The 24,635-nt window shown below is 72.3% G+C and carries 20 protein-coding genes and 1 tRNA gene; 11 read left to right on the plus strand and 10 right to left on the minus strand.

The genetic code is table 11. The features are described 5' to 3' along the window. Positions 1-14: 14 nt before the first annotated feature. The 5 genes from ACFQS7_RS04865 to ACFQS7_RS04885 form a co-directional block, all read right to left on the minus strand. Positions 15-746 carry a metallophosphoesterase gene (locus ACFQS7_RS04865; protein ID WP_380065890.1) on the minus strand — a complete coding sequence of 244 codons (732 nt, stop codon included), beginning with the start codon at positions 744-746 and terminating at the stop codon, positions 15-17. Beyond that, positions 743-2,212, minus strand: coding sequence for a cryptochrome/photolyase family protein (locus ACFQS7_RS04870; protein ID WP_380065891.1), 1,470 nt, complete (start codon positions 2,210-2,212; stop codon positions 743-745). The genes ACFQS7_RS04865 and ACFQS7_RS04870 overlap by 4 nt, the downstream gene beginning before the upstream one ends. Positions 2,213-2,282: 70 nt before the next feature. Further along, positions 2,283-3,008 carry a ligase-associated DNA damage response endonuclease PdeM gene (gene pdeM, locus ACFQS7_RS04875; RefSeq protein ID WP_380065892.1) on the minus strand — a complete coding sequence of 242 codons (726 nt, stop codon included), beginning with the start codon at positions 3,006-3,008 and terminating at the stop codon, positions 2,283-2,285. 220 nt (positions 3,009-3,228) lie between these two features. Beyond that, positions 3,229-5,775 (minus strand): ligase-associated DNA damage response DEXH box helicase, encoded by a 2,547-nt coding sequence (locus tag ACFQS7_RS04880; RefSeq protein ID WP_380065893.1) that lies wholly within the window; start codon positions 5,773-5,775, stop codon positions 3,229-3,231. Between the two features lie 56 nt (positions 5,776-5,831). Continuing rightward, a complete protein-coding gene (locus tag ACFQS7_RS04885) occupies positions 5,832-6,857 on the minus strand; it encodes a sensor histidine kinase (protein WP_380065894.1) in 1,026 nt (341 codons plus the stop codon). A 200-nt stretch (positions 6,858-7,057) separates the two neighbouring features. Here ACFQS7_RS04885 and ACFQS7_RS04890 point away from each other — a divergent pair, with 200 nt between their 5' ends. The 7 genes from ACFQS7_RS04890 to bfr all read left to right on the plus strand — a co-directional run bounded on the left by ACFQS7_RS04890 (position 7,058) and on the right by bfr (position 14,625). Further along, positions 7,058-8,110, plus strand: coding sequence for a ligase-associated DNA damage response exonuclease (locus tag ACFQS7_RS04890; protein WP_380065895.1), 1,053 nt, complete (start codon positions 7,058-7,060; stop codon positions 8,108-8,110). After that, positions 8,107-9,723 carry a cisplatin damage response ATP-dependent DNA ligase gene (locus tag ACFQS7_RS04895; protein ID WP_380065896.1) on the plus strand — a complete coding sequence of 539 codons (1,617 nt, stop codon included), beginning with the start codon at positions 8,107-8,109 and terminating at the stop codon, positions 9,721-9,723. The genes ACFQS7_RS04890 and ACFQS7_RS04895 overlap by 4 nt, the downstream gene beginning before the upstream one ends. Positions 9,724-9,890: 167 nt before the next feature. Further along, complete coding sequence (locus ACFQS7_RS04900; protein ID WP_380065897.1) at positions 9,891-11,723, plus strand: tetratricopeptide repeat protein; 1,833 nt, start codon at positions 9,891-9,893, stop codon at positions 11,721-11,723. A gap of 127 nt (positions 11,724-11,850) precedes the next feature. Further along, positions 11,851-12,642 (plus strand): HpcH/HpaI aldolase/citrate lyase family protein, encoded by a 792-nt coding sequence (locus ACFQS7_RS04905; protein ID WP_380065898.1) that lies wholly within the window; start codon positions 11,851-11,853, stop codon positions 12,640-12,642. Positions 12,643-12,816: 174 nt separating this feature from the next. Continuing rightward, positions 12,817-13,845, plus strand: a complete 1,029-nt coding sequence (locus ACFQS7_RS04910) for an extracellular solute-binding protein (RefSeq protein ID WP_380065899.1) — start codon at positions 12,817-12,819, stop codon at positions 13,843-13,845. Positions 13,846-13,859: 14 nt separating this feature from the next. Next, positions 13,860-14,054 carry a bacterioferritin-associated ferredoxin gene (locus ACFQS7_RS04915; RefSeq protein ID WP_380065900.1) on the plus strand — a complete coding sequence of 65 codons (195 nt, stop codon included), beginning with the start codon at positions 13,860-13,862 and terminating at the stop codon, positions 14,052-14,054. A gap of 70 nt (positions 14,055-14,124) precedes the next feature. Continuing rightward, the gene (bfr, locus tag ACFQS7_RS04920; RefSeq protein WP_380065901.1) at positions 14,125-14,625 is read left to right on the plus strand and encodes a bacterioferritin; all 501 of its coding nucleotides are present in this window, start codon (positions 14,125-14,127) and stop codon (positions 14,623-14,625) included. Between the two features lie 142 nt (positions 14,626-14,767). Here the strand turns inward: bfr and ACFQS7_RS04925 are convergent, their stop codons facing one another. The 4 genes from ACFQS7_RS04925 to ACFQS7_RS04940 all read right to left on the minus strand — a co-directional run bounded on the left by ACFQS7_RS04925 (position 14,768) and on the right by ACFQS7_RS04940 (position 19,240). Beyond that, positions 14,768-15,145 (minus strand): response regulator, encoded by a 378-nt coding sequence (locus tag ACFQS7_RS04925; RefSeq protein WP_380065902.1) that lies wholly within the window; start codon positions 15,143-15,145, stop codon positions 14,768-14,770. Beyond that, positions 15,142-16,698 (minus strand): sensor histidine kinase, encoded by a 1,557-nt coding sequence (locus ACFQS7_RS04930; RefSeq protein WP_380065903.1) that lies wholly within the window; start codon positions 16,696-16,698, stop codon positions 15,142-15,144. Before ACFQS7_RS04930 ends, ACFQS7_RS04925 begins: the two co-directional genes overlap by 4 nt. A gap of 163 nt (positions 16,699-16,861) precedes the next feature. After that, positions 16,862-18,538: an ABC transporter permease gene (locus tag ACFQS7_RS04935; protein WP_380065904.1), complete on the minus strand. Its 1,677-nt coding sequence runs from the start codon at positions 18,536-18,538 to the stop codon at positions 16,862-16,864. A 60-nt stretch (positions 18,539-18,598) separates the two neighbouring features. After that, the gene (locus ACFQS7_RS04940) at positions 18,599-19,240 is read right to left on the minus strand and encodes a flavin reductase family protein (protein WP_380065905.1); all 642 of its coding nucleotides are present in this window, start codon (positions 19,238-19,240) and stop codon (positions 18,599-18,601) included. A 136-nt stretch (positions 19,241-19,376) separates the two neighbouring features. Between ACFQS7_RS04940 and ACFQS7_RS04945 the strand changes: the two genes are divergently transcribed. The 4 genes from ACFQS7_RS04945 (at position 19,377) to ACFQS7_RS04960 (ending at position 24,398) form a co-directional block, all read left to right on the plus strand. After that, on the plus strand, positions 19,377-21,695 hold the full coding sequence (locus ACFQS7_RS04945; protein WP_380065906.1) for a methyl-accepting chemotaxis protein: 2,319 nt from the start codon (positions 19,377-19,379) through the stop codon (positions 21,693-21,695). Positions 21,696-21,822: 127 nt separating this feature from the next. Next, positions 21,823-22,698: an MBL fold metallo-hydrolase gene (locus ACFQS7_RS04950; protein ID WP_380065907.1), complete on the plus strand. Its 876-nt coding sequence runs from the start codon at positions 21,823-21,825 to the stop codon at positions 22,696-22,698. 135 nt (positions 22,699-22,833) lie between these two features. Continuing rightward, positions 22,834-23,250: a Zn-ribbon domain-containing OB-fold protein gene (locus tag ACFQS7_RS04955; RefSeq protein WP_380065908.1), complete on the plus strand. Its 417-nt coding sequence runs from the start codon at positions 22,834-22,836 to the stop codon at positions 23,248-23,250. Further along, the gene (locus ACFQS7_RS04960; RefSeq protein WP_380065909.1) at positions 23,250-24,398 is read left to right on the plus strand and encodes a thiolase C-terminal domain-containing protein; all 1,149 of its coding nucleotides are present in this window, start codon (positions 23,250-23,252) and stop codon (positions 24,396-24,398) included. Before ACFQS7_RS04955 ends, ACFQS7_RS04960 begins: the two co-directional genes overlap by 1 nt. Positions 24,399-24,555: 157 nt before the next feature. Here ACFQS7_RS04960 and ACFQS7_RS04965 read toward each other — a convergent pair. Continuing rightward, positions 24,556-24,630: transfer RNA gene (locus ACFQS7_RS04965), tRNA-Val, on the minus strand. Positions 24,631-24,635: the final 5 nt, after the last annotated feature.

Here is a 24,635-nt window from a genome sequence, read left to right on the forward strand (position 1 = left end):
GCCATCGGGCCGCATCAGAACCGCAGGTCGACCCAGGACAGGTGCCCGCCCTTGCCGGCCCCGGTGTCAAGGAAGATGGCGCGGCCGCCGGCCGAGCCGTCCAGCACGAAGGGGCGGCCATCCGGCGAGCGCCGGTCATGCCCGCAATAGACCACCAGCCCGGCCGGGATGCGGTCCACCCAGGCATCCAGCCGCTCGGGGTAGCCATCGGCCTGCAGGCGCCCGGTCACCTGGCCGAACATCGCCCGCGACAGCAGCGGGTCGGGCTTGCGCGTGCCGGCATCCGGCGCCGGCGGCCCGGCCAGCATGCCGGGATGCCAGCCGGCATGGACGAAGAGCCGGTCGCCCAGGCGCAGCCAGGCCGGCGCCACGGCGACCTCGGCGATGGCGCGCTGCGCCAGGGCCTCGCCATCCGGCGCCGCCTGCAGCTGCGCCAGGGTCCGCCCCAGCCCCTCGGCGGCGAAATTCACCCGCTGGCCCAGCAGCGCCCGGCGCAGCTTGTGGTCGTGGTTGCCCAGCAGGAAGCGGCCGCGCCGGGCATCCAGCAGGCCGAACATCAGCCGCAGCACCGCCGGGCTGTCCGGCCCGTGGTCGGTCAGGTCGCCGAGCTGCAGCAGGAAGAGGCCCTCGGCCTCCGCCCCCGCCACCGCATGGGAGAAGGCCACCGCATCGCCATGCACGTCGCCGACCACGCGCAGCCCGGTGAAGCCGCGTCGGCGCAGGTCGATGGTGGCCGCATCGGTCACGCCGCCGGCTCCGCGACGTCCTCTGGGACGTCATCCGATGTCCCCAGCGCGGCGAAGGCGGCCAGCGCCCGGGCGCGGCCCGCGGCATGGTCGACCACCGGGCGCGGGTAGTCGCGGCCAAGCGTGACTCCGGCGCCGCGCAGCACCTCGGGCGGGGCCTCCCAGGGGCGGTGCAGCCATTTGTCGGGCAGCTTCGCCAGCTCCGGGACGAAACGGCGGACATAGCCGCCGCCGGCGTCGAATTTCTCGCCCTGCAGCACCGGGTTGAAGACCCGGAAATAGGGCGCCGCATCGCTGCCGCTGCCCGCCACCCATTGCCAGGAGGCGCTGTTGGAGGCGAGGTCGGCATCCACCAGCGTGTCCCAGAAGAAGGCCGCCCCGGCCTGCCAGGGCTGCAGCAGGTGCTTCACCAGCAGCGAGGCGGTGATCATCCGCACCCGGTTGTGCATCCAGCCATGCCGCCAGAGCTGCCGCATGCCGGCATCGACGATCGGGTAGCCGGTCCGGCCGCGCTGCCAGGCCTGCAGCAGCGCCGCATCGGGCTGCCAGGGGAAGCCGGCGAAGCGACCGCGCAGCGGGCGCTCCGGCAGCTCCGGACGATGCCAGAGCAGGTGGTAGGAGAATTCCCGCCACAGCACCTCCGACAGGAAGGGCCAGGACTGCGCAATCTCGCCCGGCTGCGCCTCGCGCACCGCGTGCCAGACCTGGCGCGGCGAGACCTCGCCCCAGTGCAGATGCGGCGAGAGGCCGGAGGTGCCCTCGGTGCCCGGGGCGTTGCGCTGCGCCGCATAGCCGGCGACCGGCCCGGCGATGAAGCGGGCGAGCCGCGCCTGCGCCCCGGCCTCGCCCGGGGTCCACAGCACGGGGAATTCGGCCGCCCAGTCGGGCTCGCCGGGCACCGGGTAGAGCCCGAGGCTGTCCAGCGTCTCGCCCGGCGGCGGCGCGGCGACCGGGCGCAGCCGCGCCGGCGCCGGCAAAGGCAGGTCCGGCTCGCCCATCGCCGCCACCGCTTTGGCGAAGGGCGTATAGACCGCATAGGGCTTGCCGCTGCCGCTCATCACCCGCGCCGGCTCGCGCAGCAGCGAGGAGGTGGCAAGGCGCAGCCGGCTGCCCGCGGCCTCCAGCGCCTCGCCGGTGCGGCGGTCGCGCTCCCGCGCCCAGGGCTGATAGAGCCGCCCGGCCAGGACCTCGGTCGCGCCGATCGCCGAGGCCAGGGCCGGGATGACGATCTCCGCCCGGCCGCGCAGCAGCAGCAGCGGCGCGCCGCGCGCGGCGAGGTCGCGGCCGAGCGCGTCCAGCGAGCGGTGCAGCCACCAGCGGGACGCCGCCCCCGGCGCCCAGGCGCCGGCCGCGGCATCGTCCAGCACGAAGACCGGCAGCAGCGGCCGGTCGGCCACCGCATGCAGCGCGGGATTGTCGGCGAGGCGAAGATCCTGGCGAAACCAGAGCAAGGCAGGGCTGTCCATGCCCCTTATCTAGGGTGCCGGGCGGGAAAGGCGACCCGCCACGTCATGCCGGGGGAGGGGCCTCGCCCGGTCAGCCCGCGGCCGTCCCCGCCGCCTCGTTGCCCGCCGGCGGGCGCCGCGCCCGGCTGGGCGCGACCGGCATGCTGTAGCAGCGATCGTTGCCGAGCAGGAACACCCGCGCCCCGCGCGGGAACAACCCGGCGATCGCCGGGTCGCCGGCGTCCAGCCCGCCGGTATAGGCGCCGAAGGCCGGCAGCATGACCCGCCAGGCATCGGCGATGAAGCAGGCCCGGGTCACCCCGCCGCAGCGCGTCGGCATGGTGGCCTTGGGGTGGAAGTGGCCGGAGATCTCTACGGGTTTGACCGGGCCGCGCCGGGCCTCGTGGCGGAAGACCAGCCTGCCGTCCTGCAATTCCTCGACCGCCGCGCCGGGCAGGCCGGCGGGCGGGACCGGGTCGTGGTTGCCCAGCACCCAGACCATCTCGATGCCGGCCAGCAGCCGGTGCAGCAGCGCCGCATCCTCCGCCGCCATGCGGCCGGACCCGCCGGCGTCGTGGAAGCTGTCGCCGAGTGCCACCAGCCGCGCCGGCCGCCAGCGGCGCAGCGCCAGTTGCAGCTTCTGCAGGGTCTCCCGCGTGTCGTAGGGCGGCACCATCCGCCCTGCTTGCGCGAAGTGGCTGCCTTTTTCCAGGTGCAGGTCGCCGACCACCAGGGTCCTGCGGGCCGGCCAGGCGAGCAGCCCGGCGGGGTCGAGCATCAGCCGCTCGCCGGCCACATGCAGCGGGGCGGGGGTCATGCGCGGCCTGCCGCCCCGGCCGACGGGGCAGGGCTGGCGTGGCGAGCGGCGTGTTGGACCGGGGCGGCAGGAAGGTCGGGGAGGGAAAGGTATTCCCTCCCCGAACCTCTCCCTTCCTTTCCGTGGGTCTGACACTCGCCGCGCGGCAGTCGCCAACCCAGAAAAATAGATGAGGGGTTCGGGGAGAATACCTTCTCCCCGACCTTGCCTTGCTGCGCCCTCATGCGCCGGTCACGCGCTTCGGGGCGCTGCGGACGTAGCGGTTGCGGCGTGGCCGGTCGCGGTGGCGCGGCGTGTCGACCACGCCGGCGCGGACGCGCACACCTTCGGTCACGTCGGCCAGCAGGCCGGCGAAGATCTCGTCGCCATCCGTCACCTCGTCGACCAGCGCCGCGGCTTCCGCCAGCAGCGCATCCTCGGCGCCCCCGGCGACCCATTCGCGGCCTTCCTCGATCAGCGCCGGAACCGCGAGCGGGGAGACGCGGGCGAGCCGCATGTGGCGGATGCGCCCCTTCGCCCGGGCCAGCACCATGCCGATGCGGGCAATGTCGGTCAGCCCGCCGGCGGCCTCCTGCCGGGTGGCGCGCAGCAGCACGTGGTCGGGTTCGTGCTTGCGCAGCACGTCGTAGATCAAGTCGGAATTCATGGTCATCTGGCGGGGGCGTTTTTCCTGTCCGGGATGGTTCTTCTCGATCAGCCCGGCGATGGTGGCGATGTTGCGGAAGGTGCGGCGGAGCATCGAGGACTCCGCCATCCACTCCTCCAGGTCCTCACCGAGGATGTCCTCCTCAAACAGGGGCGCGACGTCGGTCGGCTCGAAGGCCGACCAGGTAGCGATGACGTAGTCGGTCGCAAGGTAGCCCATGGGTGCGTAGCCCAGGCGCTCCATCCGCTTGGTCACCAGCATCCCCAGCGTCTGGTGCGCCAAGCGGCCCTCGAAGCAATAGGCGACCATGAACCAGCGGTTGCCGCGCGGGAAGGTCTCCACCAGTAGGCCCTCGGGGTCGGGCAGGGCGGAGCGCTTCTGCTGCAGCCGCAGCCAGTCGCGGACGGGCTCCGGCAGCAGCCGCCATTTCTTCGGGTCGTGCAGGATCTCCCGGACGCGCGCCGCCAGCCAGGTGGAAAGCGGCATGCGCGCGCCGGCATAGGTCGGCACCCGCAGCTCGCCCTCGCCGCCGCGGGTCACCACGGCGCTCATCGCATCCAGCGCCTCGAAGCGCAGCGCCTGGCCGGCGAACATGAAGTTGTCGCCGGGCTCCAGGGTCGAGACGAACCATTCCTCCACCTCGCCCAGGACCGGGCCGCCGCGGAGGCGCACCTTGATCATTGGCGTCTCGACGATGGTGCCGAGGTTCATCCTGAGCTGCCGGGCCACCCGCTGGTCCCGCACATGGACCATGCCCTCCGAGTCGCGGAACAGCTTGCGGAAGCGCTCATAGACCCGCAGCGCGTAGCCGCCGTCCTCGACGAAGCGCAGCGTGTCGTCGAAGTCCCGGCGAGGCAGCGCGGCATAGGGCGCGGCGCGGGTCACCTCGGCGAACAGGTCGTCCGGGTGGAAGGGGCCGGCGCAGGCCATGGCCAGCAGGTGCTGCGCCAGCACGTCGAGCCCGCCCGGCCGCGGCAGGTCGCCGTCCAGGTCCTCGTGCCGCACCGCCTCGATCGCCGCGGTGCATTCGATGACCTCGAAGCGGTTGGCCGGCACCAGCACCGCCTGGGAAGGCTCGTCCATGCGGTGGTTGGCGCGGCCGACCCGCTGCAGCAGCCGCGCGACGCCCTTGGGCGCCCCGACCTGGATCACTTGGTCCACCGCGCCCCAGTCGATGCCGAGGTCGAGCGAGGCGGTGGCGACCACGGCGCGGAGCTTCCCCTCGCTCATCGCCGCCTCCACCTTGCGGCGCTGCTCGACGGTCAGGCTGCCGTGGTGGAGCGCGATCGGCAGCACCGCGTCGTTCAGCCGCCACAGCGCCTGGAAGACCAGCTCCGACTGGGCCCGGGTGTTGACGAAGACGATGGTGACCCGGGCCTCGCCGATGCGGCGGTAGATGTCGGGCGCCGAGGCCAGGCCCATATGGCCACCCCAGGGCAGGTGCCCCTCCGGCAACTGGATCGACAGCTCGGGCGCCGCCCCGCCGCGCACCTGCACCAGCCGGACATCGGCCGGGTCGCCGCTGGGCGAGAGGAAGGCGCGCAGCGGCTCCGGATGGGCCACGGTGGCGGACAGGCCGACCCGGCGCGCCGCCGGCGCCAGGCTGGCGAGCCGGGCGAGCCCGAGCGCCAACTGGTCGCCGCGTTTGGTGCCGGCCAGCGCGTGGATCTCGTCCACCACCACGGCGCCGAGCCCGGCGAAGAAGCCCGTGGCCTCCGGGTTGGCGAGCAGCAACAGCAGGCTTTCCGGCGTGGTCAGCAGGATGTGCGGCGGGTCCTCCCGCTGCCGCGTCCGGCGGTTCTGCGGGGTGTCGCCGGTGCGGGTCTCGATGCGGATGGGCAGCGAGAGCTCATCCACCGGGGCCATCAGGTTGCGGGCGATGTCGACCGCGAGCGCCTTCAGCGGCGAGACATACAGGGTGTGCAGCCCGGGGCGCGGCCGGGCGGCGAGGTCGACCAGGCTGGGCAGGAACCCCGCCAACGTCTTGCCGCCGCCGGTCGGCGCCACCAGCAGGGCGGAGCTTCCCGCCGCCGCGGCGCGCAGCAGCGCCAATTGGTGCGGCCGCGGCGTCCAGCCCCGCCCGGCAAACCAGGCGGCAAAAAGTTCCGGCAATGTTCCCATGCCCGGCCACTATGGCGGGCGGCGGCGCTGCCGTGAAGCGGCTTGCCGCCGCGCGGTCAGCGGCAGGCGAAGCGCAAGGTCGCCCGGACCCCCTGGCTGCCGTCCAGCTTCAGCGTCGCATGCGCCTGCCGCGCCAGCCGGGGGATCAGGTGCAGCCCGAGGCAACCCTGCGGCGTGTTGCGCCGCGGCGCCTCGGACAGGCCGATGCCGTCGTCGGCCACCACCAATTCGCCGAGCCCCGGCCCGGCCCGGCGCAGGCTGAGCGTGATCGTCCCGGCCACGCCGCCGGGGAAGGCGTGGCGCGCGGCATTGACCACCAGCTCGTTGACGATCAGCGCCAGGGCGGTCGCCTGCGTCACCGGCAGGGCCAAGTCAGCGTCGATATCGAGGTCCAGCTGCACCCCCAGCCGGCCGACGACGTCGAGCGCCGTGCGGGCGGTGGTCTCCAGCTCCGGCCCCAGCTCGACCCCGGCATCGGGCGGCACGCGGAACATGCGGTCCTGCACCAGGGTGGCCAGCATTACCCGCATCGCCGCCCCGCGCAGCGCCGCGGCGACGGCTGGGTCGCTCGCCCGGCTGGCCTGCAGGCTGAGGAAGGAGGTGGTGGCCTGGGCGTTGTTCTTGACCCGGTGATGCAGCTCCGACAGCAGGTTCTCGCGCTCTTCCAGGGCGTGGCGGTGGTCGTCGAGCGCCTGGCGCGTGTCGGTGTAATCGACGCAGCTGCCGATGAAGCCGGCGAACCGGCCGGCCACCTCGAAAGGCCGGCCGCGGTCCAGCAGCCAGCGCCAGGCGCCGTCATGCCGGCGCAGGCGGTAGTCCATGGAGAACGCCTGCCGTGCGGCGAAGGCCTCGGCAAAGGTCCGCAGGCAGCGGTCGCGGTCCTCCGGGTGGACGCCCTCGACCCAGCCCTGGCCGAGTTCCTGGTCCAGCCGGCGGCCGGTGAATTCCAGCCAGGGCTGGTTGAAGAAGTCGCAGCCCATGGAGATGTCGGCACGCCAGATCATCACCGGCGCATGATCGGCAAGTGCCCGGAACTGCGCCTCCTGCCCCAGCATCTCCGACCCGCCAGTCTCAGCCGCCATGCGGGACCGTCTCCTACGCCGGGTGTCCTGGCCGGTGCCGTTGCGTACCCGATCCTGGTTGACGCATGACATGGCGGTAGGTTCCGTGGAATGCCCCGGACGTGCTTGTCTTGCGACCTCTGGGTCACATTTGGGACGGCGCCATGAGGGGGGCAGCGGCGTTGCACCCCGATGAACCGGCCGGGGATGTCGCCTGATCCATGCCACCGCATCCAGAAACCTGGCTTCGCGTCACCCCGCAGGGATTGTTCTGCGAACCGGGTGGGTTCTTCATCGACCCGCAGCGGCCGGTCGACCGTGCGGTCATCACCCATGGCCATGCCGATCATGCGCGGCCCGGCCATGCCGCGGTGCTGGCCACCCCGGCGACGCTGGCGATCATGCGGGCGCGGATGGGGGAGGCCGGGGCCGGTACGGTGCAGCAGCCGATGCGGTATGGGGAGGAATTGGTGCAGAACGGCGTCGCCATCCGCCTGGTGCCGGCCGGCCATGTGCTGGGCTCGGCCCAGGTGGTGCTGGACTGGCGCGGCAGCCGCGCCGTGGTCTCGGGCGACTACAAGCGGCAGCGCGATACCACCTGCACGCCCTTCGAGCCGGTGCCCTGCGACGTCTTCGTCACCGAGGCGACCTTCGCCCTGCCGGTTTTCCGCCATCCGCCGCCCGAGGAGGAGATCGCCAAGCTGCTGAAGAGCCTGGCGCTGTTCCCGGACCGCACGCATGTCGTCGGCTGCTACGCGCTGGGCAAGTCCCAGCGGCTGATCCGGCTGCTGCGGGAGGCCGGCTGGGACCGGCCGATCCATCTGCATGGGGCGCTGGCGACGCTCTGCACGCTCTATGAATCGCTGGGCGTGCCGCTCGGCCCGCTGGCCCCGGCGACGGTGGCCAACAAGGCGGCGCTGGCAGGCGCCATCGTGCTGGCGCCGCCTTCCGCGGTGCAGGACCGCTGGGCACGGCGGCTGGCCGAGCCGGTGGTGGCGGTGGCCAGCGGCTGGATGCGGGTGCGGCAGCGGGCCAAGACGCGGGGCGTGGAGTTGCCGCTGGTGGTCTCCGACCATGCCGACTGGGACGACCTGAACCGCACCATCGACGAGGTGGGCGCGCCCGAGGTCTGGGTGACGCATGGCCGCGACGACGCGCTGGTGCATGCCATGGCGCTGCGCGGCATCCGCGGCCGGGCGCTGCATCTGGTTGGGCTGGGCGAGGAGGAGGACGACGCCCCCGCGCCGGAGCCGCAGCCCGAGGCTGTGGCATGAGCGTCCCGGCCTTCGCCGCGCTGCTGGAGCGGCTGGTCTTCACCCCCGGCCGCAACGCCAAGCTGGCCCTGCTGCGCGACTGGTTCGCGACGCAGCCGGACCCCGACCGCGGGGTGGGGCTGGCGGCGCTGACCGAGGAGCTGGTCTTCACCGCCGCCAAGCCGGCGCTGATCCGCGACCTGGTGGCGGCACGGACCGACCCGGTGCTGCTGGCGCTGAGCCATGACTATGTCGGCGACTTCGCCGAGACGGTGGCGTTGATCTGGCCGCAGCGGGAAGGCGTGAACGCGCCGCCGCCGGCGCTGTCCGAGGTGGTCGAGGCGCTGGAGCTGACGCCGAAATCCGAGCTGCCGGCGCTGATCGGCGGCTGGCTGGACACGCTGGACCCGTCCGGCCGGCTGGCCTTGATAAAGCTGATCACCGGCGGGCTGCGGGTCGGCGTCTCCGGCCGGCTTGCCCGCGTCGCGCTGGCGGAGTGGTCCGCCCAGCCGGTCGCGGAGATCGAGGAGGTCTGGCACGGCGTCGCGCCCCCCTACCTGCCGCTCTTCCGCTGGCTGGAGGGCCGCGACGAGAAGCCCGACCCGCGCGAGGCGCCGGTCTTCCGGCCGTTGATGCTGGCGCATCCGCTGGAGGATGCGGATGTCGCCAATCTCGACCCCAAGGCCTGGCGGGCCGAGTGGAAATGGGACGGCATCCGCGTCCAGCTCACCGCCGGGCCAGGCGGCCGGCGGCTGTGGTCGCGCGGCGGCGAGGATGTGTCGGGCGCCTTCCCCGAGATCCTCGCGGCGATGGACTTCCACGCCGTGCTGGATGGCGAGCTGCTGGTGATCCGCGACGGGGCCGTGGCGCCCTTCGCCGACCTGCAGCAGCGGCTGAACCGCAAGACCGTGTCGGCGAAGATGCAGGCGGACTATCCGGTTGGCGTCCGGCTCTACGACCTGCTGTTCGAGGCCGGCGAGGACCTGCGCCCGCTGCCCTTCGACGCCCGCCGTGCCCGGCTGGAGGATTGGGTGGCGCGCATCGCGCCGGCGCGGATGGACCTCTCGGCGCAGATCGCCTTCGCCTCGGTCGCGCAGCTGTCCGAGGTGCGCGACGGCGCGCGGGCGGCGTCGATCGAGGGGCTGATGCTGAAGCGGGCCGACAGCGCCTATGTCGCCGGCCGGCAGAAGGGGCTGTGGTGGAAGTGGAAGCGCGACCCGCTGTCGATCGACGCGGTGCTGATGTACGCCCAGCGCGGCCACGGCAAGCGCAGCAGCTTCTACAGCGACTACACCTTCGGCCTGTGGCGCCCGGACGGGGCAGGGGGCGAGGAACTGGTCCCCATCGGCAAGGCCTATTCCGGCTACACGGACGAGGAACTGGGCTGGCTCGACAAGTGGATCCGCAACCACACCACCGGCCGCTTCGGCCCGGTGCGGGAGGTGGAGAAGGCGCTGGTGCTGGAGGTCATCTTCGATGCGGCGCAACTCTCCACCCGGCACAAGTCGGGCGTCGCGCTGCGCTTCCCGCGCATCGCCCGCATCCGCACCGACAAGCCGGCGAGCGAGGCGGACCGGCTGGACATGCTGATGGCCTATGTCGAGCAGGGCGCACCGGCCGAGGCCGAAAGCTGATCACCGAGCCTTGAGCCGGCACCCGCGGCGGATCGGCTAGGCTGGCCGCGCGGCCCGATGCGACGTCGCCTCTCGCGGGAACGGCAAGCAAACTGTGCGGCCGCGCATAGCGGGGCGCCCAGCCAGGGGTCCCGCGCCGCCAGGCCCATGCCGTCAGGGAGGACATCATGCGTCCGAAGCCGCATTCCAGCGCCTGCCGTGCCCTGCTCCTCGCCAGCCTTGCCGTCGCCACGCCCGCCGCGGCGCGCGCCCAGGCCACCCATGACGGCCACGCCGCGCAGCCGCCGCAGCACGACCATTTCCGCATCAACCCCGCCCTCGCCCAGGCCGAGAGCGCCCGCGCCGCGCTGCCGCGCCGCACCGAGCTCGGCGGCCATGTCCCCGACCTGCCGCGCGGCGCCGCGGCGCCGACCAGCGACGCGCCGCCGGTGCTGGACCCCGGCCTCGGCAGCCTGACCTGGCCGGCCGGCACCACGAGTGCCGAGGCGCAGGCCTGGTTCGACCAGGGCTACCGCCATGCCTGGGGCTTCAACCATGCCGAGGCGGCGCGCGCCTTCCGCATGGCCCAGGCCGCCGACCCCGATTGCGCCATGTGCCTCTGGGGCGAGGCCTGGGTGCTCGGCCCGCATATCAATTTCGGCATGGAGGCGGATGCCGGCCGCCGCGCCTTCGCCGCGCTGGAGCGTGCCCGGCAACTGGCGCCGCAGGCCGGGGAGCAGCGCGCGGCGCTGATCGCCGCGCTGTCGCGGCGCTATGCCGCCGACCCGACGGCGGAGCGCAAGCCGCTCGACCAGGCCTTCGCCGATGCCATGCGGCAGGTCCAGGCGCGCTGGCCGGCCGACCCCGAGGTGGCGATGCTGACCGCCGACGCGCTGATGAATCTCTCGCCCTGGGACTATTGGGAGGATGCCGGCCGCAAGCCGAAGGGCGCGACGGCGGAAACCCTGGTGCTGCTGGAAGGCGTGCTCGGCGCGCGGCCTTCCGCGATCACGCCCAACCCGCTGCACCCCGGGGCGATCCACCTGTATATCCACACCGTCGAGGCCTCCGACCGGCCGGAGCGCGCGGCGCCGCATGCGGCCCGCCTCGGGGCGCTGATGCCGAGCGCCGGGCATGTCGTGCACATGCCCGCGCATATCTGGTACCGGCTGGGGATGTGGCGCGACAGCCTCGACGCCAACCTCCGCGCCGTGGCGGCGGACGAGGCACTGATCGCCCGCGGCGGGGCCAGCGCGCTCTATGCCCAGGGTTACTTCGCGCACAACGTCCACTTCGTCATGGTGTCGTCGCTGATGGGCGGCGACGGGCCGCGCGCGGTGGCGGCGGCGACGCGGCTGGCCTCGATCGTCTCGGACGACGCCAAGCGCGCCTTCCCCGGCCTGACCCAGCCGGTGGTCTCGGCGCCCTTCGTCGCGCATGCGCGCTTCTCCACGCCGGAGACGATCCTGGCGCTGCCAGCGCCGGCCGAGGAGTTCCCCTTCATCCGCGCGCATTGGCACTATGCCCGTGGCGTCGCCCTGGCGCAGTCCGGCCGCGCCGGCGAGGCGCGCGGGGAGGCCGCCGCGATCGGCGTGCTGGCCAAGGTACCGTCGATCCAGGAGCTGCCGGCGCAGGGCGTCCCGGCGCCCGAGGTGCTCGGCATCGCCATGCGCGTGGTCAATGCCCGCATCGCCCAGGCGGCCGGCGACCATGGCACCGCGGCGACGCTGTTCGCCGAGGCCGCGGCGATCCAGGACACGCTGCCCTACATGGAGCCGCCCTTCTGGTACTACCCGGTGCACCAGTCGCTGGGTGCGGCGCTGCTGGCGCAGGGCAAGCCGGTCGAGGCCGAGGAGGCCTTCCGCCAGGCACTGAAGCGCGTGCCGAACAATGCCTGGGCGGCGGCCGGGCTGCTGCGCGCGGCCGAGCTGCGCGGCGACGCGGCGGGCGCCGAGGCGGCGCGGGCGATGCTGGCGAAGAGCTGGTTCGGGCCGCAGCAGCCGGCGGTGGACCGGCTGTAGCGCCGCTCGCGGACGGGCGTGGATCGCCGCGGCCGGCGGCAGCCTGCCGCGGCGGCATCCGGCGGGTCGATTGACCCCGCCGGATGCGCATGGTGCCCTGCGCCTCGTCCAAGAAAGGGAACCACCCATGCCGCTCCCGCCCAACCGCCTGAAGCAGCGCCTGGCGAAGGACGAGCTCGCGCTCGGCTTCGGCGTGCACCACCTGCGCACCAGCGGCACCGGCATGATCGCCGCCGCCGCCGGCTTCGACTGGCTGTTCATCGACATGGAACATGGCGCGATGTCGGTGCACGAGGCGACGCAGATCGCCATCGCCGCGCTGAACCAGGGCGTCACGCCGGTGGTGCGCTGCTGCAAGGACGCGCTGTTCGAGGGCACCCGGGCGCTCGACAACGGCGCCATGGGCGTGGTGGTGCCGCATGTCGACACCGCGGAGGAGGCGCGGGCCGTCGCCGCGGCCTACCGCTTCCCGCCGGTCGGCACCCGCAGCTGGGGCGGCCCGCCCTTCGCCTACAACATGCTGCCGCCGTCCAACGCCGAGGCGCAGGCCGAGCTGAACGAGGCGATCCTGGTCTGCGTCATGATCGAGACGCCGGAAGCGGTGGAGGCGGCCGACAGCATCGCCGCCGTGCCGGGGATCGACGCGCTGATGATCGGCACCAGCGACCTCACGGCTTCCATGGGCATCAGCGGCCAGATCGGCCATCCTCGGGTGAAGGCGGCCTACGAGGCGGTGGCCAGGGCCTGCAAGGCGCATGGCAAGACGCTCGGCATGGGCGGCGTCTACGACGAGGAGCATGCCTCGACCTATATCGGCCTCGGCGCCCGTTTCCTGCTCTCGGGCAATGACCAGTCCTTCCTGATGACCGGCGCTTCGACCCGGGCGAAATTCCTGCGCGGGCTGCAGCCCAAGGGCTGAGCCCGCGCGCGTCCGGGCGCCTGCGCCCGGACGCGCGACCGCCTCGCCTTTGCGCCAACGCAAGGCGCGGTGGCCTGGGCTACGGGCAGGCTTTCCGGCGCGATGCTGCCGGAAGCACTTGCGAATGGTTCTCATTATCGCTATCAAGGACCGCGACCGACCCGGAGTGTTCCCATGACCGCCCGTCCGAAGCGCCGTCTCCTCGGCCTGCTCGCCGCGATCGGCCTGCTTCCCGCCGCCGCCGGAGCCCAGGAGGTCAACCTTTATTCCTCCCGGCACTACGACAGCGACCGCGCGCTCTATGAGGCCTTCACCAAGGAAACCGGCATCCGGCTCCGGCTGATCGAGGGCGATGCCGACCAGCTGATCGAGCGCATCCGCTCCGAGGGCGCCAACAGCCCGGCCGATGTCTTCATCACCGTCGATGCCGCGCGCCTCGCCCGCGCCGCCGGCGCCGGCATCCTGCAGCCGTTCAAGTCCGCCGCCGTGGAGACGCGCATCCCGGCGGCGTTGCGGTCGAAGGACGGGCTCTGGTTCGCCATCGCCCAGCGCGCCCGCGTCATCATGTACGACAAGGAGAAGGGCGCGCCCGCCGGCCTCGCCCGCTACGAGGACCTGGCCGGCCCGGCCGGCGCCGGTCTCTGTGTCCGCTCCTCCAACCACCCCTACAATGTCAGCCTCGCCGCCTCGATCCTGGCCGCCGACGGGCCGGAGAAGACCGAGGCCTGGGCCAAGGGTGTCGCCGGCAACCTGGCCCGCCCGCCGCAGGGCGGCGACCGTGACCAGTTCCGCGCCATCCCGGCCGGGCAGTGCAGGCTGGCGCTGGCCAATACCTACTACCTGGCGGCCTTCGGCGCGTCGCAGAAGCCTGACGACCAGGCGCTGTTCAAGCGGATCGGGGTGGTTTTCCCCAACCAGGGCGCCGGCGACCGCGGCACGCATGTGAACATCTCCGGCGCCGGCCTGGTCCGCACCGCGCCGAACGCGGCCAATGCCGCCCGCTTCCTGGATTTTCTCACCAGTGACCAGGCGCAGGCCATGATCGCCCTGGGCAACATGGAATACCCGGCGGTGCCGGATGCGCCGCTGCATCCGGCGCTGGAAGCCATGGGCCGCTTCCGCGCCGAGCCGGTCGACGCCGAGACGACCAATGCCAATGCCGCCCCCGCGCTGCAGCTGCTGCAGCGCGCCGGCTGGCGCTGAAGGGGACCGCGCGCGTGATCGTCTGCCTCTGCAATGCCCTCACCGATCGCCAGTTGAACGATGCGGTGGCGCAGGGCGCCCGCCGCCCGCGCGACGTCTACGCCGCCTGCGACTGCAAGGCGCAATGCGGCACCTGCACCCGGATGATCCTCGGCATGATCCGCGAGGCGCAGGAACCCGTCGCCGCGAATCCCGCTGGTCTCCCGTGAGCCCGAGGCACGGGTGGCGGCAAGGTCCGCCGCCCCACCGCCTTGAGCCTCGTTTGCCGGGAGCCCCGAGATGCAGTCCGATCCCAAGGTCGTCGAATACCTGAACACCCAGCTCACCAACGAGCTGACCGCGATCAACCAGTATTTCCTGCACGCCCGCATCCTGCGGCATTGGGGCGTCACCAAGCTCGGCAAGCACGAATACGCCGAGTCGATCGAGGAGATGCACCACGCCGACTGGCTGATCGAGCGCATCCTCTTCCTCGGCGGGCTGCCGAACCTGCAGCGGCTGGACCAGGTGCTGGTCGGCCAGACGGTCGAGGAGGTCCTGCAATGCGACCTGAAGGTCGAGATCAAGGCGATGGCCGACCTGCGGGAGGGCATCGCCTACATGGAATCCGTGCGCGACTACGTCTCACGCGACCTGTTCCGCCGGATCCTGGATAACGAGGAGGAGCATGTCGACTTCCTCGAACGGCAGTTCGACCTGATCAAGCTGATCGGCATCCAGAACTACATCCTGCTCAACAGCGCCTCGGCGCCGGAACAGGCCGAGGGCGAAAAGGACTGAGGGCCGGGGGAGGAAGTATCCTCCCCGGACCCCGCCTGTATTTTGTGGGTCGTTATTCGCCGCGTGGCGGTACCAGTGTCCTGCAGGCACAGGATGGATGAGCCTGGGGGCGGGATACTTGCCTAGCCCCAGGCTTCCGGCTTTATGTCAGCCCCGCCACCGCCCGCAGCGCCGCCACCAGCGGGCCGATGCTGATCGGCTTGGTCAGCAGCCGCAGCGGCGCCTGGCCGGCATGCAGCGCGCCGGCCCCGTCCGGCGGCGGGAAGCCGGTCATCACCACCACCGGCAGGTCCGGCCGGTCGGCCCGCAGCCGGGCGATCAACTCCCGCCCATCCATCCGCGGCATCCGCAGATCGGTCAGCAGCAGGTCGAATGGGGCACCGCCGGCCGCCAGTTCCAGCGCCGCCAGCCCGTCCGCCGCGGTCAGCACGGAGAAGCCGGCCTCGGCCAGCGCCTCGGCCAGCACCTCGGCGGCCAGCCCCTCGTCCTCGGCCATCAGCACCCGCAGGGTCTCGGTCATGCCGCTTCGCCTGCCGCCAGGGGCAGGATCAGCCGGAACACCGCGCCCGCCTCCGGCCCATCATCGGCGGTATTGGCCCAGGCCAGCCGGCCGCCCATGCCGCGGGCGATGCCGACCGCGAGCGGCAGGCCCAGCCCGGTACCCTGGCCGGGATCCTTCGAGGTGACGAAGGGCTCCAGCATCCGCCCGGCAATGGCCGCCGGCACGCCGCCGCCGGTGTCGCGCACCGCGATGGTCACGCTGCCCGGCTGGCTGCCGGCGGCGACCGACACCGCGATGCGGGCCGGCGCCGCCGGCTCCCGCTGCCGCCGCTGCAGCACGGCGTCACGGGCATTCTCCAGCAGATGCAGCACTGCCTGTTCGAGCTGCGCCGGGCGGCCGCGCACCGGCGCCTCGGCATGCGGGTCGAGCGTCACCTCGATCCGGTCCAGCGTCCAGGCGCGGCGGGCCACTTCGACCGCGGCGTCCACGGCGGCGGTTGCATCGAAGGACTCGGCGCCGGGGGTCGGGTCGCGCGCCAGGTCGCGCATCCGCTCCAGCAGCGCGCCAAGCCGGCGGGTCTGGTCCAGCACCACCTCCAGCGCCCGACGCGGCCCGACCATGCCGGCATCCAGCGTTCCCCGGGCGCGGTCGGCCCAGAGGCCGATGATGTTGACCGGCTGGCTCATCTCATGCGCCACCCCGGCGCACATGGCGCCGATCGTCGCCCGCCGCGCGGTCTCCACCAGGTCGAGCTGCAGCCGGCGCAACTCGGTCACGTCGCGCAGGCTGCCGAGCAGCCGCACCATGCCGTCCGGATCGGCGGGCAGCGGAACCAGCACGGTGTGCCAGTGGCGCATCCCCTCCGGCCCCGCGGTGGTGCTTTCCCAGTTGCGTGGCTGGCCGGTCGCCAGGCAGGCGGTGAATTCGCGTTCGAGGTCCGCGGCCGCCTCCGGCGCCAGCAGCCGGTCCGGCCCGGCGCCCAGAATTCGCTCGTGGTCGATGGCGAACATGCGGCAGAAGGCCGGGTTTACCGTCTCGAAGGCGAAGCCCGCCGGCCCGGCGCCGACCACGAAGAGCGCATCGGCCTGGTGCGTGAAGAAGCCGGCCAGCCGCGCCTCGCTGCTGCGGGCGCGCTGCTCGGCCTCGCGCCGTTCGGCCACTTCCCGGGTCAGCCGGGCATTGGCGTCGGCCATGTCGGCGGGGGAAGGCAGTGCCAGCACGCGCGGCAGCAGCGGCCAGAGCGCGATGGCGGTGACCAGCGAGACAACGGCGGTGACTCCCTTGACCGCGCCCTGCAACCCGTAATCGGGGTTCCACAGGGTCCAGATCGACATGAAATGCGTTGCCCCGCAGGCCAGGATGAACAGCGCGAAGAGTTCGAACGCCCAGGGGAAGACCAGGTCGCGCCGGCGCATGGCGATCACCAGCAGCACCACCGGGATCGACCAGTAGGCCAGGCCGGTGACTGCGTCGGAGGCCACGTGCAGCCACAGCAATTCGGGCCGCCAGAGCAGGCACACGCCATGCGGCGCCAGAGCCTCCGTGTCGAAGAGCGCGGCGAGGCTGGGCATCAGGGGACGGCCATTCGATGGGACAGGATGGGCACGGTGCGAAAATACCTGCCTGGGGCATGTGTAATGCCGCATCGATCGAGATGTTGCGAGGTATGCAGCCTGGAGCCCACAATACTGTGAAAGGAGTAATATATTCCCCGTGAACTAATATGCGCCATCCTCAGCCTCGACGCATCGCCCGGGTCAGTGCCAGGACAGGCAAAAGGCCACTTACGACGATCAGCAGGGCGGCGGTGCTGGCTTCCGCCAGCCTTTCATCCGCCGCCAGCCCATGGACCCTGACCGCCAGCGTATCGAAATCGAAGGGCCGCACGATCAGCGTCGCCGGCAGCTCCTTCATCGTGTCGACGAAGACCAGAAGGAAGGCGGTGAACAGGCTACCGCGCGCCAGCGGCAATTCCACCCGCCAGACAGATCCGGCGGGTGAGGCGCCGAGCACCCGCGCCGCCTGCCGCAGCGAGGGCTTCACCCGTCCCAGGCCCGATTCGACCGCGGACAGCGCCACCGCCAGGAACCGCACGAGATAGGCGAAGACCAGCGCCAGCACCCCGCCCGACAGCAGCAGCCCGGTCGAGATGCCGAATTTCGCCCGCATCCAGCCATCCAGCGCGTTGTCGAACAGGCCGAGCGGCACCAGCGTGCCCACCGCGATGACCGAGCCGGGAATGGCATAGCCGAGGCCTGCCACCCGCACCGCCAGCCGCTGCGCCGGCTGCGGGTGCAGCCGTGCCGCCCAGGCGAGGAAGGCCGCCAGCAGAACCGCGGCGGCGGCGGCGAGGGTCGCCAGCACCACGCTGTTGCGGGCGAAGGGCAGGAAGCGGGCCGGCTCCAGCGGGTCGCCGACCTGCAGCATCAGCGCCAGCAGGGTGCCTGCCGGCAGCAGGAAGCCGAGTGCCACCGGAAGGGCACACAGGGTGAAGGCCGCCAGCGCCTTCCAGCCGTGCAGCGCCACCGGCCGCAGCACCGGGTGGCGGTTGGTGGTCGGGTGGAAGCGCCTGCCGCCGCGCGAGGCGTGTTCCAGCGCCAGCAGCACCGCCACCAGCCCCATCAGGCAGGCGGCCAGCTGGCTGGCGGCGCCGCGGTCGCCGAGCCCGAACCAGGCCTCGTAGATGCCGGTGGTGAAGGTGCGGACGGCGAAATGCTGGACCGTGCCGAAATCCGCCAGGGTCTCCATGAGCGCCAGCGCCACCCCGGCGACGATCGACGGCCGCGCCATCGGCAAAGCCAGCCGGACGAAGCACGACCCCAGCGAATGGCCGAGGGTGCGGGACGCCTCCAGCAGGCAGACGCTCTGCTGCTGGAAGGCGTTGCGGCAGAGCAGGTACACATAGGGATAGAGCACCATCGCCAGCATCAGCGCGGCGCCCGGCAGGCTGCGGATCTCCGGGAACCAGTACTGCCCCCAGCGCAGGCCGGTGACCTGGCGCAGCGTGGTCTGCGCCGGCCCGGCGACGTCCAGCAGCCAGGTATAGGCATAGCCGCAGACATAGGCCGGCATCGCCATCGGCAGCAGCAGCGCCACTTCCAGCACGTCGCGGCCGGGAAAGCGGCAGGCGGTGACCAGCCAGGCGGACACCGCCCCGGCGGTCGCCGTCATCAGCCCGACCAGCAGGAACAGCAGCGCCGAATTGGCCAGCATCTCCGGCAGGGTGGTGCTGGCGATATGGCGCCAGACCGCCCCCGCCGGCACCGCGGCCGAGACCAGCACCGCCAGCAGCGGTGCCGCCACCAGCCCGGCCAGCGGCAGGGCGAGCAGGCTCCAGCCGGCGCGCCGGCGGCGCGGCCGGGGCGGCGCCGTGGCGGGGGCGAGGGCAGGGGAGGCGGGGATCGAGGTCATTTGCGAGCGGTTCTCAAATGCCCCCTATCATGGCCTCCCTGTCACCGGAAGCCGGAACGACTATTCCGCTGCCTTCTTCCTGGCTTCCCACTCCTCGACCGTCAGCCGCGGCACCTCGATGCGGTCCTCGGTGCGGGTGTACCAGCCGCGGCCATGCATGCGCCCGACCAAGCCGAGCCTGGGCGTGTCGACGTAGAACTTCGCCGCATCCAGGATGCAGTCGTCGTTGATGTGCATCGCCACCACCCGGCCGAGCACGATGGTGTGCCGCCCGGCCGGGATGAGCTGGAAGGTGACGCATTCGAGCGCGACCGGGCTCTCGGCGATCCGCGGCGGCTTGATCTTCGACGACGGCAGCTTGTGCAGCCCGGCCTCGGCCAGTTCGTCCACCCCCGCGGGGAAGTCGATGGCGGTGGCATTCATGCCGTGGATGGCGCTTTCGGGCACCAGGTTGACCACGAACTCGCCGGTCTGGCGGATGTTGTCGGCGGTGTCCTTCAGCACGCCGGGGCCACGCGGCCCGGCGCCGAAGCCGACCACCACCGGGTCGTCGGAGAAGGCGTTGAAGAAGGAATAGGGTGCCGCGTTCACCGCGCCGGCGGCGTCCTGGGTCACCACCCAGGCGATCGGCCGCGGCACGACGGAGGAGACCACCAGCTTGTAGCAGTCCTGCGCGGACATCGTCTCGAAGTCGAACAGCATCGTCCCGGTTCCCCACTTGTCTCGGCGCGGACGGTGGCGCGGCGGCCGGGGCCTGTCCATGGGGGATGGAAAAGCCGGCGGCGTTTGCGCCGGCTTAACCCGGGCGGACGCAGCCTGCCGGGCAGGAGGACCCGCCATGCGCCTGTTCCGCAACCTGTCGGTCGGCCGGAAGCTCGCCGCCAGCGCCATCCTGGCCATCCTGCTGCTCGGCGGTCTGGTGCTGCTGGTGCAGCGGGAACTGGCCGCGGCGGGCGACCAGCAGGCGGCCGAGCGGGAGACCGTGCAGGCCCGGGCGGCGGCGCAGCAGGGCGCGCTGCATGTCGCCCGCGCGGCGATGGCGCTGCGCGACGTGCAGCTTGCCCAGGCGGCCGATGCGGTGGACCGCCTGGCCGCCGCGATGGACCGGGAGATCGGCCTGGCGCGGGAGCGGCTCGAGGTGGCCGCCGCGGCCGCGGCCGAGCCGGCGGTGACCGAAAGGCTGGGCCTCGCCCGCCGCGAACTGGCCGAATACGCCGCCTCGATCGGCGACCAGGCCCGGTTCCGGCGGGACCTGATCCTCCAGCGCGATACCGGCTTCTTCCCCCGCGTCGGCGAATACGACCAGGCCTTCGAGGCGGTCTCCAGCATGGTCGAGATCGACGTGCCCGAGGCGCTGCGGGAGGAGGCGCGGCAGCGCCTGATGACCTTCCACCAGGCGGTGGGCGACGTCCGCCTGGGCAGCCAGCGCTATCTGGCCGCGGGCGACGAGGGCCAGGCGCGCCGGGTCCGCCGGGCGGCGGCGCAGCTGCGGGTGCATGCCCGCGCCCTGGCCGGCGTCGGCGCCGATGGCTCGGGCGCGGCCGATCTCCGGCGCATCACCGGCATCGCCGAGGCCAGCGCCCAGGCGGCGCTGGAGATGGTTCGGCTGGCCGAGGCGGCACAGCGGGCGCGGGCGGACCACAGCACCCCGGCGCGCGAGCGGCTTGAGGCGGGGCTGGGCGAGGCCAATGCGCGGCTCGGCGACCTGGCCGCGGCGCGGATCGCGGCGAGTGCGGCGGCCACCGACCGGGGCGCGGCGGCGACGACCTGGATCGGCCTGGCGGTGGCGCTGATCCTGATCGCCTCCGGCTGGGCGGCGACGCGGGTGATCGGCACGCCGCTGCGACGCCTGGCGCAGGCGATCCGCACCATCGCCGGCGGCGATGCCGCGGTGCCGGTGCCGGACCAGGACCGGCGGGACGAGATCGGCGCCATCGCCGGGGCGCTGGAGGCACTGCGCGGCACCGTCCAGCGCGCCTTCGGCCAGCAACAAATGCTCGAACAGATGGCGGCCGGCATCATGACCGCCGACCCGAACGACGATTTCCGCATCACCTCCTGCAACCCCTGTGGCATGGACCTGCTGCGCCGCATCGAGCCCCTGTTGCCAGTGTCGGCGGCGGCGCTGGTCGGCCAGAGCATCGACCTGCTGCCCGGCAATCCGGAGGACCGGCGCGCCCTGCTGGCCGACCCGGACCGGCTGCCGCACCGCAGCCGCATCCGGGTGGGGGAGGAGGTGCTCGACCTGCACGCCTGCGCCATCCGCGACCCCGCCGGACGCTACGTGAACACCATGCTGACCTGGTCGCTGGCAACGGCGCAGGCCCGGCTGGCCGACAGCTTCGAGGCCGAGATCGGCGGGGTGGTGGAGGCGGTGGCCGCCGCCGCCGGCCAGGTGCATGGCGCGGCGCAGGCGCTGTCCGGCTCCGCCGCGACCGGCGGCCGGCAGGCCGCGGTGGTAGCGGAGGCCAGCGGCCGCGCCGGCGCCGATGTGCAGGCGGTGGCCACCAGCGCCGAGGAACTGGCCGCCAGCGTTGCCGAGATCACCCGGCAGGTGGCCGACGGCGCCGCGGTGGCGCGCGAGGCGGCGGAGGCGGCGCGGGCGACCGACGGCACGGTGCAGGGCCTGTCCGAGGCAGCGCAGCGGATCGGCGACGTGGTGCGGCTGATCGGCGACATTGCCGGGCAGACCAACCTGCTGGCGCTGAACGCGACGATCGAGGCGGCGCGGGCCGGGGAGGCGGGCAAGGGCTTTGCCGTGGTGGCCTCGGAAGTGAAGACCCTGGCCAGCCAGACCGCCCGGGCGACCGAGGAGATCGGCACCCAGATCCACGCCATCCAGGCCGCGACCGCGGAAGCCGTGATTGCGCTGCGCGGCATCGGCGGCACGGTCGAGCGGATGACCGAGGTGACCAGCGCCATCGCCGCGGCGGTGGAGCAGCAGGGTACCGCGACCCGCGAGATCGCCCGCAGCGCCGCCCAGGTGGCCGAGGGCACGACGGCGGTGACCCACCGGATCGGCGAGGTGCAGCAGGCGGCGCAGGAGACCGGGGAGGCCTCGGCCTCGCTGCTGCATGCGGCGAACGATCTCACCGGACATGCCGCCACCCTGCGCGGCCGGGCCGGGGAGTTCCTGGCGCAGGTGCGCCGGGGATGATGGGCGCAGGTGCGCCGGGGATGATGGATGCAGGTGCGCCGGGGATGATGGATGCAGGTGCGCCGCGGGTAGGCAGCCGGGGTCGCCGCGACTAGGATTCCCCCAACAGGCATGAGGGGAAACGGCCATGGCATTCGCGGAGAGGCAGGTGCCGGCGGTGCATCACCGGCGGATCGGCGACATCACCGTCTGCACGGTCAGCGACGGCTTCCTCAATGGCTCGATGGCGGTCATCCAGAACATCCCCGAAGCCGAGGCCGTGCAACTGCTGCGCGACAGCTTCCGCCCGGTCCCCCGCCGCACCGCGGTGAACACCTTCCTGATCACCGCAGGCGGGCGGACGGCACTGGTCGATACCGGCTGCGGCGGCGCCATGGCGGCCACGGGGGGCAAGCTGTTCGAGAATCTGGCGGCGCTCGGCGTCGCGCCGGACGAGATCGACACCGTGCTGCTGACGCATATGCATCCCGACCATTCGAACGGGCTGGCGGATGCCGAAGGTCGGCCGCTGTTCCCGCATGCAGAGCTGGTGATGCACGAAGCGGAACTGGCCTTCTGGCACGACGACGCGGCGATGGCGAAGGCCGATGAGGTGAGCCGCAAGCGCAACTTCCAGGCCGGTCGCGACCAGGTCGCGCCCTACAAGTCCCGGACGCGCACGCATACCGGCGGCGAGGTCTTCCCCGGCGTCACCGCGATGCCCTTCCCCGGCCACACGCCGGGGCATAGCGGCTACATGGTGAGCTCGGGCAGCGACAGCCTGCTGATCTGGGGCGACATCATCCACGTGCCGGAGATCCAGATCCCCCGGCCCGAAGTGACCATGGCCTTCGACATCGACCCCGTGCAGGCCGCGGCGACCCGCCGCCGGGTCTTCGACATGGTGGCGACCGACGGCCAGGCGGTGGCGGGCATGCACATGCATTTTCCCGGCTTCCTGCATCTGGTCCGCCGTGGCGAGGGCTATGCCATGGTCAACGACGGCTGGTACCCGGCGATGTAGCGGCCCCCTCGCCCTGCCGGGCGGGGCATGGCAGGGTTCCGGCGTCCTGCCCCCGCCGGTCGCCATTGCTCGCGGCGACCGGCGGGGACCGGCAGGCCGCGCTACCAGCATTTCGAAACCAAGGAGGAAACGGGCATGCTTGCACCCGGCAGGGCGAAGCCGAAACCGACGCCAGAGACCCGGCATTTCTGGGACGGCACCAAGGACGGGAAGCTGCTGCTGCAGCGCTGCGGCGATACCGGCAAGGCGTATTTCCCGCCGCGCCCCTTCAGCCCCTATACCGGCACGCGCAACGTGGAGGTGTTCGAGGCCTCGGGCCGCGCCACGCTGCATTCCTACGTCATCCACCACCGCCCCGTCCCGGGCTTCACGCCGCCCTACGCGATCGCGGTGGTCGAGCTTGAGGAAGGCCCGCGCATGATGACCAACATCGTCGACTGCGAGCAGACGCCCGAGGCGCTGGTGCTCGACATGGAACTGCAGGTCGCCTTCACCCCGATGGACGACGAGATCACCCTGCCGCTGTTCCGTCCGGCAAAGGGAGCCAAGTGATGCTCGGTCGCGGTGAGATCGCCATCGTCGGTGCGGCGGAAACCACGCAGCTCGGCGCCATCCCCGGCATGTCGCAGATCATGCTGCATGCGGATGCGGCGCTGAATGCCATGGCGGAGACCGGCCTCAAGCCGAAGGACATCGACGGCGTCGCCTGCGTCGGCCCGATGATGCCGCAGCAGATCGCGCACTACTTGGGCATCACCCCGAAATGGGTCGATGGCACCGGCGTCGGCGGCTGTTCCTTCATGCTGCATGTCCGCCACGCCGCGGCGGCCATCCATGCCGGCTATGCCAACACCATCCTCATCACCCATGGCGAGAGCGGCAAGTCCCGCATCAACGCGACGCCCCGCCCGGCCGAGCCCGAAGGCCTGAACGGCCAGTTCGAGATGCCCTACGGGCCCTTCGGCCCGCCGACGCTCTTCCCCATCCCCGTGCTGCGCTACATGAAGAAGTATGGCGTGACGCACGAGGACCTGGCGACGGTCGCGGTGGTGCAGCGCGAATGGGCCGGCAAGAACCCGCGCGCCATGTTCCGCGACCCGATCACGGTCGACGACGTGCTGAACAGCAGGATGATCGCCTACCCCTTCCGCATCCTGCAGTGCTGCCTGGTGACCGATGGCGGCGGCGCGCTGATCCTGACCACGGCGGAGCGGGCCAAGGACTTCCCGACCAAGCCGGTCTACATCCTCGGCACCGGCGAATCGGTCGAGAGCAACATGGTCTCGCAGATGGAGGACTTCACCTCCTCCCGCGCCTTCCGGGTGGCCGGGCCGACGGCGATCGATGCCGCGGGCATCGACCGCAAGGACGTGGACCACATGATGATCTACGACGCCTTCGCGCACCTGCCAATGTACGGGCTCGAAGACCTCGGCTTCGTCAAGCCGGGCGAGGCGAAGGACTTCATCCGTGAGGGCAATACCCGTCCCGGCGGCAAGCTGCCGCTGAACACCACGGGCGGCGGCCTGTCCTACACCCATACCGGCATGTACGGCATGTTCGCCCTGCAGGAGAGCGTGCGGCAGATGCGCGGCACCGCGCCGGCGCAGGTGCCGGGGGCGAAGGTCTCGGTCTGTCACGGGGTCGGCGGGATGTTCTCCGCCAGCGGCACGGTCGTCTTCTCGAACGAGCGGCCCTGACACGAGCGATGGCGCGGGGGGCAACTCCCGCGCCATGGTTGGGCGGCCGGTTGTCCCGCGACACTGCCTTCGGGTAGGCGGATGCCAGCCACGGCACGCGGACCGCTGGCCAGCAGCGGATCGCGGATCCGTGGAAGTGCTTGAAATCCCGGGGCAATGGTGGGCGCAACAGGGATTGAACCTGTGACCCCTACCGTGTCAAGGTAGTGCTCTACCGCTGAGCTATGCGCCCATCGC

Source organism: Dankookia sp. GCM10030260 (assembly GCF_042666655.1).
Taxonomy (GTDB): domain Bacteria; phylum Pseudomonadota; class Alphaproteobacteria; order Acetobacterales; family Acetobacteraceae; genus Paracraurococcus.